Source organism: Arthrobacter sp. Cza30, assembly GCF_059090765.1.
This window is the reverse complement of sequence record NZ_JBNHGA010000008.1, coordinates 285741-300374: the sequence shown is the minus strand read 5'-3', so window position 1 is coordinate 300374 and position 14634 is coordinate 285741. Positions and strand designations below refer to the sequence as shown.

Here is a 14634-nt window from a genome sequence, read left to right as displayed (position 1 = left end):
CTACCGTCGCATCCTCGCACCACCGGCATAGCGATATACACACAGCAAAATTCCGCAAAATGCGGAAAAACGGCAGGGAGAGATCTCTACTGCCGGAGGGTGCGCGGGGGCGAGGGGTGGAGGGTCAACCCCGTGGGGTACACGCAGGAAGGAGTTACAGCATGACGACATCACAGAAGGACGGCAGCCAGAAGCCGGCGACTGTCCTAGAGGCTGCGGAGGCCGGCGACAGGCTTGCGGAGCTGCTGGCCATGCGTCTGGTCTTGGCGCGAGCGATTGACAGCCCTAAGGCGTTGGCGCGTGATCTACCGCCGCTGACCAAGCGACTACTTGAGATCACCCAGGAAATTGAATCTATCCAGGCCCTGAGGAAGCAGGAGGACGAGATGAAGTTGCGTCTTGTCGTGGACCAGAGCTGGGACGAGAGCGCCATCTAGCCTCAGCAACGACCGAATTTCAACCAATAACCGAGCCACCTTCACGGGTGGTTCTTTCATTTAGGAGCAAGCAAACATGGCACAACTTATTCCCATCACAAAACTCGGCGGGCTGCCCGGCTTCATCAAGGAAGGCACTACCACGACGGTTGGGCCGGACGAGCCGGCCCGCGCCGAGATTGTTGGGCAACCGGGAAACCAGACTCTCAATCTCCAGGTCCCTCGCGGCAAGCCCGGTTACATGGCGACGGGTGCCGCCGAGGACGACCAGGCTATTGCCCGGTTTGTTGACGGTGAGGCGGGGCCGACTCAGACTTCCGCTGCGGTGGATCGCAGGACCGGACCGACCCGCGTGTCTGTTGGCGAAACCAATGTGACGAGCGAGTTGCAGGCGTTCATCAACGCGGCGGGTGACTCATGGGACGTGGCCCGCCTTCGCCCCGGAACCTATGTTGCTGAGGGGTTGGTTCTGCCCGTCAACAGCACGTTGGAGGGGGTCGCCGGTAGTACAACCCGGTTCGGGCGCAACACTCCGACTAATGGTGTCCGCTGGGGTGGGGTGGAGATCAAACGCCCAGCCGGGTCTACTTCCACAGCTCCTATTGTTTCCGCTGCGGGCCATGGCTCCACCCTGCGGAACATCTCACTCGTCGGCAACGGCGCTGATCAGGGGCCGGGCCTTGCGCTCAGCGGCTTTGAGGCGGGCATGGAGGCAGTGCGGATCTTCGGCGTGAAGCATCACGGCTTGGACGTGCAGAAGGGCAACAACTCCCGGATTTACGATGTGATGGTTGACAACTGCGGAAACACCACCGCAGCGGCTGTGCGCATTTGGTCCAAGACCGGTGCAGGTGGCGCTGCGGAAACCAACACGTTCGACGCCTACGCCCTGACCATTGAACGCTCCGGTGGCCCCGCTCTGGATATAGCGTACGGCGATACCGCGGAATACGTAGCCCAAAACGTGCGGCTCTACAACCTGCACGTTGAAGCGCCGGACGACAATGGTGGAGCCTACAACGCCGGAACCCTCGTGCGGATTGGGAACGTGCAGTCGGTGAGCTTCGTGACCCCCATGATCTATGGTGGGCCGGGCTACCTCATCGAACATGACCAGACCCGAACACTGGACTGGCATCCAGGCGGTGTGAAGATCATCGGCGGGGAACTGCTCGGGCAGGAAGTGGAAAGCCCGTCCGCGAAGCTCGTGCGCCTTGTAAAGGGCAACGGGTTCGCGGCGTCAGGAACACGTTTCGGCAGGTACACGCAGACCGCGTTCCAGATCGAATCAACCTATGGGCCCGTAGTCTCGCTTGATCCCAGCAACATCTTCGAGGGAACACCTATCGGCCCCAACGACCTGCGGGCAGATCGCGGCGTCTCGCGGGTCTATAACACCATGGAGGTTACCGGCCACATATCCTCCGCGGGTGTCCAGCCGAAAGTGGCGAGTGTGGGCAGTGGGACCGGGGCAACACTCCGCGGCGGCTCCACGGACAGCAAGGGCCGAATCCTCTTCGGGACCGGGGCTACAGCGGCTGCCGGTGATTACGCGCTGGTGACCTTCGCCCAGCCATACGCGAAGGTGCCCGTCGTGCAGCTCACTCCAGTGAACAACCCGTCAGCAGGACTGGGCCACTACACCGGGGTAACCGAAACCGGGTTTTATGTCCGGCTGAAAACCCCACCCGGCGCCAACCAGCCCGCGACGGCACTCCAGTTCGATTACATGGTGATGGAGTAACTAGCCCACCCTGCTCTTTGCTGGCACGCGGAACCACCGCGGCGAAGTGAAGAGCAGGGTGTGGCCCGCCCGCCTGTGCAACCAAATCCCACAAAGAACTGAGACCACCCCGACGACCCAAGGCAAGGCCCGCTCCACGGCCTCCGGGAAATGGGCCCCGGAAAGTTGGATCACGCATGCAACGGCCACGATCAGGAACGTGTGCGACAGATAGACAGGCAGCGTCTGCCGCCCCAGTGCCGCTAGCGGGGTGACACGGGAGAGCGTGACAGCGAGGGCGATGCCTGCCATAACCCCGCAGACCTGCTCAACAAAAACGCCACCGATCACGCTCTCAAGGCTTACGTCGGCCACCTGGAATACGGCAACCCAAACCCCGACTATTAGGCACCCGGTCACCATGTTGAGACGACCCACCGCGCTTATGATGTGGCCCCGCAACACCGCCCCGGCAAGGAAGAACACGAAGAACATTGGGAAAGTGCCAAGCCCCGGCCCGAGTACGCGCAGCAACTCATCAGGCGCAATGGCCCGGAACACCCCGGACCACAACACCGACACCACAACGGCAAGGGCCAAACCCACCATCGGCGGGAACCCCCGCAACAGTTTCGCGGCAACAAAGTAGATTACCAGCGCCCAAAGGAACCACAGTTCTGCGTTGGGGCGCACAGGGGAAGCAAATGCTCGCAACAGGTGGGCCCCCAAGCTCGCGTCCTCCTGCCTTGGAAGGACAAGGGCTGCACCGTACTTGTAGGCGAACACCACCACTTGCCACGTAAGGAACACCCACACCAACAGGGCAAGCTTCCCATTCGCCAGGGAGCGCCAAGGTGCGCTGACCCACTTGCCGGCGAACAGGCCGGCCATGGTGAAGAACAACGGCATCCTCACGTCAGCGCCCGCGGCGTTGACCGCATTGAGTACGGGGCCCGGAGCGACATCCGCGTAGGACAACCAGTGCGCCGCATGAAACATCACCACGAGGAAGATGGAGACGCCCTTGGCGACATCCACCCAGTCAAGGCGCGTGCGGCCTGTCCTAACTCCCCCGTATTCCATTCGGCCAGCCTAGACCAGCAGCATTGAACGATAAACCCCCTCTGTCCCAGCGAGCCAATTCTGGGCACATTCTGGGCACACCTGTTGGTGATTACCTGTGATTATCCGCAATCCATGCGTACTAAAAATGCCGAGATTACGCGAGATCCGCGTTCCAGTGGGCTTCTGGAGAGAATTCAAATCCCACCGTCACCGCCAAAGAAAACCCCCGGAGATCCGGGGGTTTTCTGCATTCTCAGTGCGGCGTGGTGCAGATGTAATCGCCATGGCAAAGGCGTTCGCGTACGTCGAATGACGTCGCAGCAGACTCCTCGACCCGCTCCAGCTCATACTCCCTAACGGGTGGTCTCGCGACCAGCGTCGCACCCTGTACGTCGGGGGGCGATGTTCTGCTTGGCCGTGGAGACGCAGATGTATCCCACGACTTGGATTGCCTGGTCGGCGTGGATCACTTCGGAAACCAATGAGGTGGTGGTTACGACCCAACTGCACACAACTGGAACCCTCTACGTACAGTGGCCGTAGAGGGTTGGGTAGTAACTGGAGGTGACGGAGAACAAAGATGGAACATTCGGACCTATTCGCCCGTGCGATCCAACCTTGAGCCGCCCCAGTTCTTCCTTGACTGGCGCAGCATCGCGAAGTTGGCCACGCTCAATGTGAGCGAAGTCAGAACCAGGACTACGTACAAAACCTGAATTTCACCCTGCGTTTGCATGACCATCGCGAACCAGACCAGAGCCGACACGAACCATAGGACGACTGAGAACAGCAGGGCGCGAGGGCTGGGCCTCGCCGGCTTGACCCCAGGTTCGGTCAGGCCCATCCGGTCTGTCATCCGCAACCAAGCGTTGCGTGGTCCGCTGCCTGTCATGGCCTAACCATAGCTACACGCCACGGGCGCCGGAACAGCCCCGCGGATCGTCACGGCGACGGTTCCTCTCCGGCCAAGCGAGCCACACCGATGCTTTGACCGTCGTGGAACCGGGCATAAAGCACAAACCTTCGTCCATCCGCATTGTTGTTGGCCCAGTCGAGGGCTTCATGAACGTCACGTGCACCGGTGAGCAGCCATTCGTCGCTTCCGTCAGCCACCACCCGGCCGCCTCCATCCTTAATGGGCCCCCAAAAATCAACCCGGTAATCAGGGTTCGCTTCAAGGGATGACTCAACCCGCGGATCGACTGGATTTGCTTCCATTGCTGGGGTCCTGTTCTCGAGGGTGCTCACGGAAGCGTACTGGTACTGCACCGAATGGCAAGAAAGACGTAGCTCTTGGCGTGCACACACCATAGAGCCAGCGCCCCGCCCAGCAGGACTTCCGGTGCTTCCCCGCCTGTACCTATACCTATGGGGTGCTTTCTTCGTTCCGCGGTCCATACAACCCCAATGCCCAAGAGTGTCCAAGAGCACGGATGCATTAGCGAGGCGGATCAGCCTCGCCGGCAACTCAGGCCCGTCTCACTTCAAGGGTCTGGTTTTTACCCTCGGCAATCGTATTTATCCGTGCTATCGGCTCGCAGAGGTGTATATCGGGATAGAAGAGGAGCGAAGGGTTTGAGCGCTGGATCTACTTGTTCAGCCCTTGGGCATACGATCGGTTGTTGATCAGGGCCTCCCGATCGTCAGCGCCTCGGGGGCGACGGTTCACCAACGCTTGCAACCCCCCTGCCAGGAAGTACAACGTCTGCAGGGTCTAACTCCGGTCTGGCCCGGAGGAAGCGTATGGCGTGCCGGAAGGATGTACCGGTCATCGCGGTGTCGGCTGACACTTCAACGACCATCGGTTCTACGAGTGTCAGTTCGGTTTCGCCGTCGTCGGCGTTGAACCGGTCCATGAGCGTGGATTTCACCCGATGCGGCCAAGGGTGATCCGGGCCTGCGGCCTGGAGTTGGGATCCCAGCAGTTTCGCGGCCGAGGTTTTGAGCGGGGCGGAGCGCCCGACGATGCGGAGTTCCCCGTCGATCCGCAGCCCGGCGACGATGGCCTCGGGGCGTGGGAGGGGACCGATGACTGCTCCGCAGATCACGTCAACGGTGTCGCGATGTTTGATCTTTTGCCACTGCCGCTGCCCTCCCTCGTACGGTTGGCCGGCGCCCTTGATGACGAGGCCTTCGATGCCTGTGGCGGGCAGTTCTTCGAACCAGGTCGCGGCGGTGTCCGGGTCGGCGGTGCCAGGGGACAGTTCCAGGGCGTCATCCCAGTCCTTGGAGAGTTCTTCGAGCAGTTCACGCCGGACCCGGAACGGTTCACCGCGGATGTCGTGCCCGGCCACGGCGAGCAGATCGAAGGCGACGAAGTGGGCCGGCACCCGGCGAACCAACCCGGGCAGCGACTTCACCGAGGCGCTCAAGCGCTCCTGGAGGGAGGAGAAGTCCAGCCGCTCCTTGGACCAGATCACCGCCTCGCCATCGAGCAGGCAGCCGGGCGGCAACTGCTGCCCGGCTGCCTCGACCAGATCCGGGAAGTAACGGGAAAGGCTATTGCCCTGCCTGGACCAGAGGGAAGTCTCGTCCCCGTCGCGGCTGATGACTACGCGGTACCCATCCCATTTAGGTTCGTACCAAGCTCCTCCGGGCAGGGCGCCGGGACGCGGCATCTTTTCCACTGCGCGGGCCAGCGCCACCTTGACCGGTAGGCTCAGCCCCGAAGGCAGGCCTGCATCCATAAACCTACGATACAGGGCACATCCTGACCTCAGTTTCCCCGAAGCGCCTTGAACACCGCGGTCTAAGGGCTTGGAACGAGCTCCACCGAGTAACCTTCCGCTTTTTCATAAAGCTGTCTCAGGTATCCGCTATGCCATTCCAGCCACAATGCATCGGCTGCCCGCGTCACCTCATCGACGCGGCCTTTCCGGACGGGCTTCCCGTCCTTGCGGATCTGAACGTGCTGGCCCGTCAGATCTTTCCAATTGTCTACCGTCATGGGAGACCCTTCCTCAATCTTGTGCAGTTTTCTTGACCCATAGGTGGTCACAGGAGAGGCAAAGCAAAGGACTACTGCCGCTTGGGGGATGTCGCACTCGTTCGGGCAACATCCCCCAAGCGGCCCCGTCTGATCGAGGCTTGCGGGCCCGGCAGACAAGGGCACACAGTCAGGATCAGGGGTAAAGCCCGCGGGTCAGGTGCGCCTGGGCCACACGCTCGACGGCCGTCACCGTAGCGGCCTCGCGCAGGTTCAGGCCGCGCTTCGACGCAATGGACAGGACGTTCTCCCACGCCGCCAACATTCGGTGTTCCAGTTTTTCTTCAACTTCGGCAGCAGTCCACCAGTAGGCTTGATTGCCCTGCACCCACTCGAAGTAGGAGACAATGACGCCGCCCGCGTTGGCGAGAATGTCCGGAACAACGAGCACTCCCTTGTCCTGCAGAATGACGTCCGCCACCGCCGTGGTGGGGCCGTTGGCGCCTTCCACGATGACCTTGGCGCGCACGTTGTTGGCGTTGCCGCCGTGCAGCACGCCTCCTACTGCTGCGGGGACCAGCAGGTCCACCTCAAGCTCCAGCAGCTCATCCGAAGCGATGGCGCCTGCGCCGGCGAAGCCGACGACGCTGCCAGTCTCCTTAACGTGGTCTTGCAGGGCACGGATGTTCAGACCGTCAGCATTGTGGATGGCCCCATACTGGTCGCCCACAGCCACTACGCTGACTCCGGCGTCGGCAAGGAACTCTGCGGCTCCGGCTCCCACCTTGCCGAAGCCCTGAACAGCCGCCGTGCTCTGCCGTGGATCAAGCCCTGCATGGGCAAGCGATGCCAGCGCGACGTGCACGACGCCCTTGGACGTGGCGCTCGAACGGCCGAGGGAACCGCCAACGCTGACAGGCTTGCCCGTTACGACGCCTGGGACCGTGTAGCCGACGTTGACCGAATAGGTGTCCATCATCCATGCCATGGTCTGTTCGTCGGTGCCGATGTCGGGCGCCGGCACGTCCTTCTCAGGGCCAATAATCGGCAGGATTTCACTGGTGTAGCGGCGCGTTACGCGCTCCAGTTCCTGCTGCGAGTAATTGCGCGGATCGATAGTGATCCCGCCCTTGGCGCCGCCGTAAGGGACGTCCAGCAGAGCGCACTTCCACGTCATCCACATCGCCAGTGCACGCACTTCGTCCAAGGAAACGTGCGGGCTGTAACGCAGTCCGCCCTTGGCGGGTCCGCGGGAGAAGTTATGTTGCACGCGGTAACCGGTGAGAACCTCAACGCTGCCGTTGTCCCGGCGCAACGGGATGCTCACGGAAAGTTCCCTGCGCGGCTGGGCCAGCAGCTGGTGCAGCCCTTCGCTGTATCCCAGCGTACGGATTGCAGAAGCAAGCTGCCTGTGGGCGTTCTCCAGAGGCCCCGCGTCCTGGGCGGGAGCCGGCGTGCCGTGCCCGGATTGTGCGGTTGACAGAGATAAGACAGGTGTCGTCATCGACGGAGATTCCTTCTTGGCTTAGGTCTTTCGGAGGGTGTGTATGTGACGCTACAAGGGCGCGAGGGGGACGTCAGTGTGCGACTGCACAAAGCGGCGTGACGCAACTAGCAGCTTCAACAGCGCCCCCGGCCTGACAACCCCGGCCGCGCGGACGCCGGGCATCTCCCACTGCTCGTCGCCGAACTGCTGGTGTACCCTCTCCGCCGGTTCCTCCGTCCTACGGGACGAGCGGGCTTGCCGTCCGCACGGCGGAGACGACGTCGAGGATCGCCCGGGTGGTCGCGGCAGCATCTTCTGGATCGGCGACGAGTGACGCATGGGTGGCCCCTTCGATGACGCGGTGGAGGCTGTTGGTCGACAGTGCGGCCAGGGCTTGCTGCGACGCGGCCCACCCGGGCTCGCTCCCACTGCCTGCTGTCAGGACGGCCAGCGGTTTGCTGGTGAAGTCCCTCAATTGGGCAGCCTGCTGCACCGACGAACCCGCTTGAAGGTACTCGTCGACCGTGCTCCGCAGGTGGCTGGGTGTGTCCACTCCGAGCACTCTGCCGAGGCCGAGTCGGGCTGTGGCGGCGGCCAGTGCGGAGACACGGTTCATCAAGTCGTTCGAATCGGCACGAGCAGGCTGCGCTGCATCTGGGGCTGGTTCCGCAGCCGGTGCGGTCGAGTCCACCAGCACCAGTCCGGCTACGTCCCCGGGGTAGCGGGCGGCGTAGGTGAGCGCGTAGAGGCCCCCGAATGAATGTCCGGCCAGCACGTATGGTCCAGGCTCCTTGCCGCGTTGCAGCAACGTGTGGAGATCGGTCGCGATCCGGGCGGCGTCCTGCGCGGTCCTTGCCGAATCGCTCCATCCCCGTCCTGCCCGGTCGTACACGCACACCCGGGTGTCACGGGCAACAACCGGCGCGATCAAAGCGAGGTCGGACGACATATTGCCTGCGCCGGGTTCGATCACCACGGTAGGACTGCCCGTTCCGGTGCAGGTCAGGTACAGGCGGTGTCCGCCGACGTCGATCAATTGGCCCCGTGCCGGATGAGCACCCGTGTCCACCGCTTCGCGCACCGTTTCGTAACCACTACCGAGTGATGCCAGAACCAGCATCGTGATCACCGGGTAGAGCAGCACGCGGCCGCTCCGGCTATGAAGCTGTCCACGAACCCTGAAGGCCATCCAAACCACTAACACCAGCAGGGTTGGCGGCCAGATCCATGCGAGCGCCTCCTGCATAGGGGAACCGAACGCGACCAACAGGACACCGCCCAGGCCCATGAAAAGCGCTGGAGCGGCGGCCCATTTCTGGGGTTGATCGGTGAACCGCACCGTCAGCACAGCCAGCGTCGCCCATCCCGCGGAAAGCCCCAACAGGATGGCGCCGGTCACGCCGCTTTCAGTGGCCGGAATGACCGGGGTCCCGGCCAGGAGTAATGCAAGCAGGGCACCGGCTAGCAAGGAGCCGGCCACGATCCAACCGATGTGTCGGTACAGCCAAGGGTCACGGCCGGGCGGACGGGCCTGACCCTTCGAGGTGGTGCTGGTGGGAGTGGCAGCCGTAGTGTTCTGCGCCGCCGGAAAGATTGTCATGTGCACATGCTGTCATTCACCGGCAGCGGAAATGGGCGGCAAAAATGCCCCGTATGGAAAGGATTCTGCCCGCCCGGTTCCTGCGTGAGTACAGTGGCCCTTATGCACCGTGTCGTCGCGCTGGCACTACCGGATGTGGTCGCGTTCGACCTTGCCATTCCGGCGCAGGTTTTCGGCCACGAGGATGAACGCGGACGGTACTCCTTCCGCGTCTGCGCAGCACAGCCGGGCCTGGTGCCGACCACCTCCGGGTATTCCATCCAGGCCCTTGATGGCCTGGACGCCCTTCTGTCCGCGGATACAGTCGTGGTGCCCGGCTACGCCCCGCTCGACGAACCGCCAGCCCATATAGGCGAGGCCCTGCGTCAGGCAGCGGCCAACGGGGCCCGCATGGTGTCGGTGTGCACCGGCGCCTTCGCTCTCGCTGCTGCAGGTCTCCTGGACGGCAAGCGGGCAACCACGCACTGGAGAAACGCCGACCGCCTGCAAACCCTGTACCCGGGCGTTGCCGTCGATGCAGACGTCCTGTACATAGACCAAGGCAGCGTCAGCACCAGCGCGGGGGTCGCGGCAGGCATAGACCTCTGTCTGCATCTGGTCCGCAAGGACTACGGAACCGAGGCGGCAAACGGCATTGCACGACGGATGGTAGTGGCCCCGCATCGGGAAGGGGGCCAGGTCCAGTTCATGGAACGTACCGTCGCCGCACCCTTGGCCCTCTTCGCCGATACCTGCGCCTGGGTCAGGCAGAATCTGGCCCAACCGCTGACAGTCGAGGACATCGCCGCCCACGCCGGCTGGGCGCCCAGGAGCTTCACACGGAAATTTACGGCCGAAGCAGGAATGACACCCCTGAAGTGGCTGAACGATCAACGCATAGCCGAAGCCTGCAGGCTCCTGGAAACCACTGACCTGACGGTGCAGGCAATAGCCTCCCGGACCGGTCTGGGAACGACAGCAAATTTCCGGCTTCACTTCGCCCGGAAACTCAACACCACACCCTCTAGCTACCGCCGCCTCTACCAAGGCAGGAACCGGCGGGCCGCACCGGCCTGAATGCCTTGAGATGGCGGACCTGTAGCTGCCGATCCATGACCGCGCCCAAGTCCTCGGGAAAATGTTCCTTTAAGGCGCGACGCAGTTTGTCAGCCATGGTGTCTCCCGCCCGGGAGCCACCGCAGCGCGGCCCTTGCACGCTGCTGTTCCGCTGCTACCTGAGGAGGGCGTTCTTCTGCCGGGACTTCGTTCTTGAGCTCCGCCCGCAGTTTGCGCAGGTGACGACCAAGTCCTTGGATGTTGTGAAGACGGGAATGAAGAACACCGTGAATTTGGTGGCGCGTTCCTGCAGGTGATGGTGAACGAATCGGCCGCAGTGCCGGCACGTCCCCATCTGTCCGGGCAGATCGCGAAGGACGGTCTTGAGACCGAAAAGAAGAAACATGGTGCGCCTTTCAACGTTGTTCCCGGCCAAGCCCCGGTTCGGGCACCGCGGGGCGTTTCTCCGTTCTCCTTGTAGAGATCAAGCCGCCCTTCCCAAGATAGTAAGCATACTTGCTGATTGCCAGCTTTGCGCAGAGCACGCAGGCGGCCGCAGCACCAGGATGGCAGCGAAGTCATGAGACGCCTGGACTAGGCGGTTCGCGGCGGCACAACACAAACGCCCCGCACTTTCGGAGAGCGGGGCGTCGGTTTTGGCGTGTGTTAGAGCGGGCGAATGTTCTCGGCCTGCAGTCCCTTTTGGCCCTGAACGACGTCGAACTCAACTTTTTGGTTTTCTTCCAACGAGCGGTAACCGCTGGCGGCGATGGCCGAGAAGTGTGCGAACACGTCCGGTCCGCCGTCGTCCTGACTGATGAAGCCAAATCCCTTTTCGGCGTTGAACCATTTGACGGTGCCTGTTGCCATGCTGATCTTTTCCTTCTGGAACGGCAGCGCCGACTCCCCCAACGGGAGCCTGTCCGCGACCGTCCACCTTCAACCTAGGTGAGCGCCGGACGTGCAGCAAGAGCAACGGACGGACGGGGCCGGAAGAAGCTGCGGGAGAGTCCTCCACACAGGTCAGGCAGAGTCGCCGGCTCCTTCGTCCTGCACATGGTTGCGGGATTCGTCGTCCCGGTCGGCGTCCTCGGCGACGGTGTTGGCAATGAAGTCCATGCGATCGGCCGGGGTAAGCCGGTCATCCTGCTGATACTCTTCGATGTTTTCGCTGACGGCGTCTTCGTCGGCGGGCTGAATGTTTTCCGTCATTACTGCTCCTGCGTAGTACGGCTCCTTATCACTGTCGCCGATCCGGCACATGTCCACAACCCCTTCGGGCGCGGCCCAACCAACCCGAACCTCGCCGGGCCTTGGTCTCGCTGGACACCACCCTGCCGCTGCGCCACCTCGGGCGTAGCCTTGGTCCATGCAGTTCTGTGGCTTCAGGAGGTAAGAGAATGACCACCCCCGCCAAGGCTTTGAAGCCCACCGCCATCGGCAGGGTCGTTTCAGTGACCACAACCAACGGGGACGAGCATGTCGGCGTCCTGACCGCATTCCACCGGAGGCAGCACAGCGAGGATTTCCTGGTCTACCTGCAGGGAGTTCCGCAACCGGTGCCGGTACCCGCCGAAGGGTCGGCCTTGGTTCACCAGCGCGTGCTCTAGCAGCACGTTTCCACGCCGCGAATGGTGCCCGAACGGGGCGCCATCTCTAGTGCCACGCAGCGGTCCTGTCAATGCTTGGAGGCGCAATCCTGCCTTTCACATCCATCACAAAAAGCCGTCCATGTCACATTTCGACTGCTATCGAAAAGCGCCGGAAAAAGAGCTTGAGTCGTGGACTTTTAGCCGTACGCTAAGACCACCTCACAGGTCGCGACGGCTGGCGAAAGCCGCCTCCTTGAGGTAATTCGTCTGCAGGTTTTCCAGGGGTGGCGTCGGGGGACGTCCAGGGCCTGCTGAGGGGGACGGGGGCTACGGGTGAACCAAGAGGATCGTGATCCGGCGGGCAGCGCAACCGGCGGCGCCCGGGCAACGACTGCCGGTCAGACACCGGCTCCGGCTGGCCGGGGTGCCGCCCACCTGCGGAGAAAAACGCGGCGGTGGTGGCCCCGGCGAAGGGAAACCGTGGGACTGGATGAGCTGCTGCGGCCTGCGGCCCAGCCGGAGAACGGGCAGGGCACCCTGATCCGCGTGGCCGGATGGGCCGGCGCGGTCGCCGTCGTCGCGATCAGCGCCGGATCTCTGGTAGCGCCGGGAGCCATCGCCTTCTCGGCGGCCACCGATTCCGTGCTGGACCTGTGGGAAGGCCTGCCCGCCGAGCTTCCGCTGGACACCGCCTTGCCGCAACATACGGTCCTGCTGGATAAGGACGGCAAGGAATTCGCCCGCTTCTACAGCGAAAACCGGATCGACGTGGACCTGGATCAGGTCTCGCCGACGTTTTTGGACACGCTGCTGTCCACCGAGGACTCCCGGTTTTACGAACATCACGGCGTGGACCCCATGGGCGTCACCCGCGCGATGGTGAGCAACTCGGTGGGCGGCGAGCGCCAGGGCGGCTCCACCATCACCCAGCAATTGGTACAGAACATCCTGGTCAACAATGCCCGGGATGAAACCGAGAAGTCGGTGGCGGTGGGCGAAACCTACAACGCCAAGATCCGCGAGGCCAAGTACGCCGTCCAGCTGGAGAAACGCCTGGACAAGGACCAGATCCTGAACATGTATGTCAACGCCGTCTACTTCGGCAACCGCGCGTACGGAATTCAGGCGGCGGCGCGCATCTATTTCAATACGACGGCGGCGAAGCTCACCCTGCCCCAGTCGGCCCTGCTCGTCGGACTGCTCAAGGGACCGGTCTACTACGATCCGGTGAAATACCCGGAGCGAGCGCTCAGCCGCCGCAACACCGTGCTCAATGTGCTCGAGCGGCACGGCGCGATCACGGCGGACGAAGCCGCGGCGGCGCGCGACAGCGGGCTCGGCCTTGACCCGGGTTCGGTGCCCTCGGGCTGCGGCGGCTCCGAGTACCCGTTCTACTGCGATCTGGTCCGGGATGAAATCCTCACCGATCCCGCCTTCGGCAAGACCCAGGAAGAACGCGGGGACCGGCTCTCGCGCGGCGGTATGACGCTGACCACGGCTTTGGACCGCAAGGCCATCGACGCTGCGCAAAAGGCCGTGCGCAAAGCGATGGGCAACAAGAACCGCGCGGCGTTGGGCACCGCCGTCGTCGAACCCGGCACCGGGCATGTCACGGCAGTGGCACAGAACCGTTCCTGGGGCGAAGGCAAGGGCAAGACCGAGGTGGTCTTCGCCGACAGTGCCTTCCAAGTGGGGTCGGCGATGAAGCCGATCGTGCTCGCCACGGCGCTGTCCCAGGGGATTTCCCCGCGCCAGAAGCTGCTGGCCAACGGCCCCTATTACTCCTCGCTGGATAATCCGCCCGGCGGTTTCCACAACTACGGCTACGAGAATTACGGCTCTATCGACGCCTACCAGGCGGTGCGTGCTTCGGTGAACATCTACTTTGTGCGGTTGATCGAGCGCACGGGCGTGAAGGAAGTCGCCGAGTTCGCGGAAACCCTGGGCATCACCTCGATTCCCGTCGACAAACTGCACGGCCGGGAGGCATCGCTGGCGCTCGGCTCCTACGAAATTTCCCCGCTTGAGATGGCCAACGCCTACTCCACCTTCGTCAGCGGCGGGGTGCTGTGCCGGCCGGTCACCGTCACCGCCGCCATCCGCAGCGATACCGGGGAGAAGCTCCCGGTTCCCGCCTCAAACTGCCGCCAGGCCATCGACCCTTCGGTGGCGGCCACGGTAGCCGACGCGCTGACCGAACCGTTCCACCCTGCCGGCACGCTGGGCGCCCTGGGCATGCCGAAGGGCCGCCAGGCCGGAGCGAAGACGGGTACCACGAATGACTTCGCCGCGAATTGGATTGTGGGCGTCACCCCGCAGTATGCGACGGCGGTGTGGCTCGGCGACCCACGCGGCGGGGCCCAGCACCCGTTGAAGACCGTGCATGCCTACGGCAAAACCTTCTACGACCTCACCGGCTCCGAACTGGCCGGCCCGGTGTGGAAGGACACCATGGAAGGCCTGCACAAGGGCCTGCCCGCCGAGCCGATGCCCGAGGCCGACCCGCTGACCACCAGCGTTGAAACGTCCCGGTCCATGCCCGACCTCCGCGGACTGGGCGTGAACGAGGCCATCACGGTACTGCTGCGCAACAGCCTGGTGCCGGTGATCGGGCAGAAAACGGCCAAGCCGGACCCGCGGGTGGATCAGAACGTGGTCACCGCGCAGTCGGCACCGCCGGGCAGCAGGCTGACCTTCCGGCAGGAAGTGACCATCACGCTCAGTGCCGGCAGCAACACTGCCATCACGGTTCCCGACGGGTTGTAAGGAG

At 63.3% G+C, this 14634-nt stretch carries 15 protein-coding genes; 5 read left to right on the top strand and 10 right to left on the bottom strand.

Annotation, left to right across the window (positions count from 1 at the left end; genetic code table 11):
- Positions 1-161 precede the first annotated feature (161 nt).
- On the top strand, positions 162-437 hold the full coding sequence (locus AC5RVZ_RS26185) for a hypothetical protein (RefSeq protein ID WP_494068538.1): 276 nt from the start codon (positions 162-164) through the stop codon (positions 435-437).
- A 76-nt stretch (positions 438-513) separates the two neighbouring features.
- Positions 514-2181, top strand: a complete 1668-nt coding sequence (locus AC5RVZ_RS26180) for a hypothetical protein (RefSeq protein WP_494068537.1) — start codon at positions 514-516, stop codon at positions 2179-2181.
- Here the strand turns inward: AC5RVZ_RS26180 and AC5RVZ_RS26175 are convergent, their stop codons facing one another.
- From AC5RVZ_RS26175 to AC5RVZ_RS26145, 7 genes are all read right to left on the bottom strand, one after another.
- A complete protein-coding gene (locus AC5RVZ_RS26175) occupies positions 2182-3243 on the bottom strand; it encodes an acyltransferase family protein (protein ID WP_494068536.1) in 1062 nt (353 codons plus the stop codon). It abuts the gene before it with no gap.
- A gap of 577 nt (positions 3244-3820) precedes the next feature.
- Positions 3821-4117: a hypothetical protein gene (locus AC5RVZ_RS26170; protein ID WP_494068535.1), complete on the bottom strand. Its 297-nt coding sequence runs from the start codon at positions 4115-4117 to the stop codon at positions 3821-3823.
- 50 nt (positions 4118-4167) lie between these two features.
- Positions 4168-4473, bottom strand: coding sequence for a hypothetical protein (locus AC5RVZ_RS26165; protein WP_494068534.1), 306 nt, complete (start codon positions 4471-4473; stop codon positions 4168-4170).
- Positions 4474-4868: 395 nt separating this feature from the next.
- Positions 4869-5912, bottom strand: a complete 1044-nt coding sequence (locus AC5RVZ_RS26160) for an ATP-dependent DNA ligase (RefSeq protein ID WP_494068533.1) — start codon at positions 5910-5912, stop codon at positions 4869-4871.
- A 62-nt stretch (positions 5913-5974) separates the two neighbouring features.
- Positions 5975-6172, bottom strand: a complete 198-nt coding sequence (locus AC5RVZ_RS26155; protein WP_494068532.1) for a hypothetical protein — start codon at positions 6170-6172, stop codon at positions 5975-5977.
- A gap of 175 nt (positions 6173-6347) precedes the next feature.
- The gene (locus tag AC5RVZ_RS26150; RefSeq protein WP_494068531.1) at positions 6348-7655 is read right to left on the bottom strand and encodes a Glu/Leu/Phe/Val family dehydrogenase; all 1308 of its coding nucleotides are present in this window, start codon (positions 7653-7655) and stop codon (positions 6348-6350) included.
- A gap of 220 nt (positions 7656-7875) precedes the next feature.
- The gene (locus AC5RVZ_RS26145) at positions 7876-9237 is read right to left on the bottom strand and encodes an alpha/beta fold hydrolase (protein WP_494068530.1); all 1362 of its coding nucleotides are present in this window, start codon (positions 9235-9237) and stop codon (positions 7876-7878) included.
- Positions 9238-9339: 102 nt separating this feature from the next.
- On the opposite strand from AC5RVZ_RS26145, the gene AC5RVZ_RS26140 reads away from it, so the two are divergent.
- Complete coding sequence (locus tag AC5RVZ_RS26140; protein WP_494068529.1) at positions 9340-10293, top strand: GlxA family transcriptional regulator; 954 nt, start codon at positions 9340-9342, stop codon at positions 10291-10293.
- Between the two features lie 154 nt (positions 10294-10447).
- Here AC5RVZ_RS26140 and AC5RVZ_RS26135 read toward each other — a convergent pair whose 3' ends face one another.
- The 3 genes from AC5RVZ_RS26135 to AC5RVZ_RS26125 form a co-directional block, all read right to left on the bottom strand.
- Complete coding sequence (locus tag AC5RVZ_RS26135; RefSeq protein ID WP_494068606.1) at positions 10448-10627, bottom strand: zinc-ribbon domain-containing protein; 180 nt, start codon at positions 10625-10627, stop codon at positions 10448-10450.
- A gap of 311 nt (positions 10628-10938) precedes the next feature.
- A complete protein-coding gene (locus AC5RVZ_RS26130) occupies positions 10939-11142 on the bottom strand; it encodes a cold-shock protein (protein ID WP_494002279.1) in 204 nt (67 codons plus the stop codon).
- A gap of 153 nt (positions 11143-11295) precedes the next feature.
- Positions 11296-11484 (bottom strand): hypothetical protein, encoded by a 189-nt coding sequence (locus tag AC5RVZ_RS26125; RefSeq protein WP_494068528.1) that lies wholly within the window; start codon positions 11482-11484, stop codon positions 11296-11298.
- A gap of 188 nt (positions 11485-11672) precedes the next feature.
- Here AC5RVZ_RS26125 and AC5RVZ_RS26120 point away from each other — a divergent pair, with 188 nt between their 5' ends.
- Positions 11673-11882, top strand: a complete 210-nt coding sequence (locus AC5RVZ_RS26120; protein WP_494068527.1) for a hypothetical protein — start codon at positions 11673-11675, stop codon at positions 11880-11882.
- 462 nt (positions 11883-12344) lie between these two features.
- Positions 12345-14630, top strand: a complete 2286-nt coding sequence (locus tag AC5RVZ_RS26115; protein WP_494068526.1) for a transglycosylase domain-containing protein — start codon at positions 12345-12347, stop codon at positions 14628-14630.
- Positions 14631-14634 lie beyond the last annotated feature (4 nt).

Coding starts and splice junctions, on each gene's coding strand:
- AC5RVZ_RS26185 (WP_494068538.1), top strand. CDS start 162: ATGACGACATCACAGAAGGACGGCAGCCAGAAGCCGGCGACTGTCCTA.
- AC5RVZ_RS26180 (WP_494068537.1), top strand. CDS start 514: ATGGCACAACTTATTCCCATCACAAAACTCGGCGGGCTGCCCGGCTTC.
- AC5RVZ_RS26175 (WP_494068536.1), bottom strand. CDS start 3,243: ATGGAATACGGGGGAGTTAGGACAGGCCGCACGCGCCTTGACTGGGTG.
- AC5RVZ_RS26170 (WP_494068535.1), bottom strand. CDS start 4,117: ATGACAGGCAGCGGACCACGCAACGCTTGGTTGCGGATGACAGACCGG.
- AC5RVZ_RS26160 (WP_494068533.1), bottom strand. CDS start 5,912: ATGGATGCAGGCCTGCCTTCGGGGCTGAGCCTACCGGTCAAGGTGGCG.
- AC5RVZ_RS26155 (WP_494068532.1), bottom strand. CDS start 6,172: ATGACGGTAGACAATTGGAAAGATCTGACGGGCCAGCACGTTCAGATC.
- AC5RVZ_RS26150 (WP_494068531.1), bottom strand. CDS start 7,655: ATGACGACACCTGTCTTATCTCTGTCAACCGCACAATCCGGGCACGGC.
- AC5RVZ_RS26145 (WP_494068530.1), bottom strand. CDS start 9,237: ATGACAATCTTTCCGGCGGCGCAGAACACTACGGCTGCCACTCCCACC.
- AC5RVZ_RS26140 (WP_494068529.1), top strand. CDS start 9,340: ATGCACCGTGTCGTCGCGCTGGCACTACCGGATGTGGTCGCGTTCGAC.
- AC5RVZ_RS26135 (WP_494068606.1), bottom strand. CDS start 10,627: ATGGGGACGTGCCGGCACTGCGGCCGATTCGTTCACCATCACCTGCAG.
- AC5RVZ_RS26130 (WP_494002279.1), bottom strand. CDS start 11,142: ATGGCAACAGGCACCGTCAAATGGTTCAACGCCGAAAAGGGATTTGGC.
- AC5RVZ_RS26125 (WP_494068528.1), bottom strand. CDS start 11,484: ATGACGGAAAACATTCAGCCCGCCGACGAAGACGCCGTCAGCGAAAAC.
- AC5RVZ_RS26120 (WP_494068527.1), top strand. CDS start 11,673: ATGACCACCCCCGCCAAGGCTTTGAAGCCCACCGCCATCGGCAGGGTC.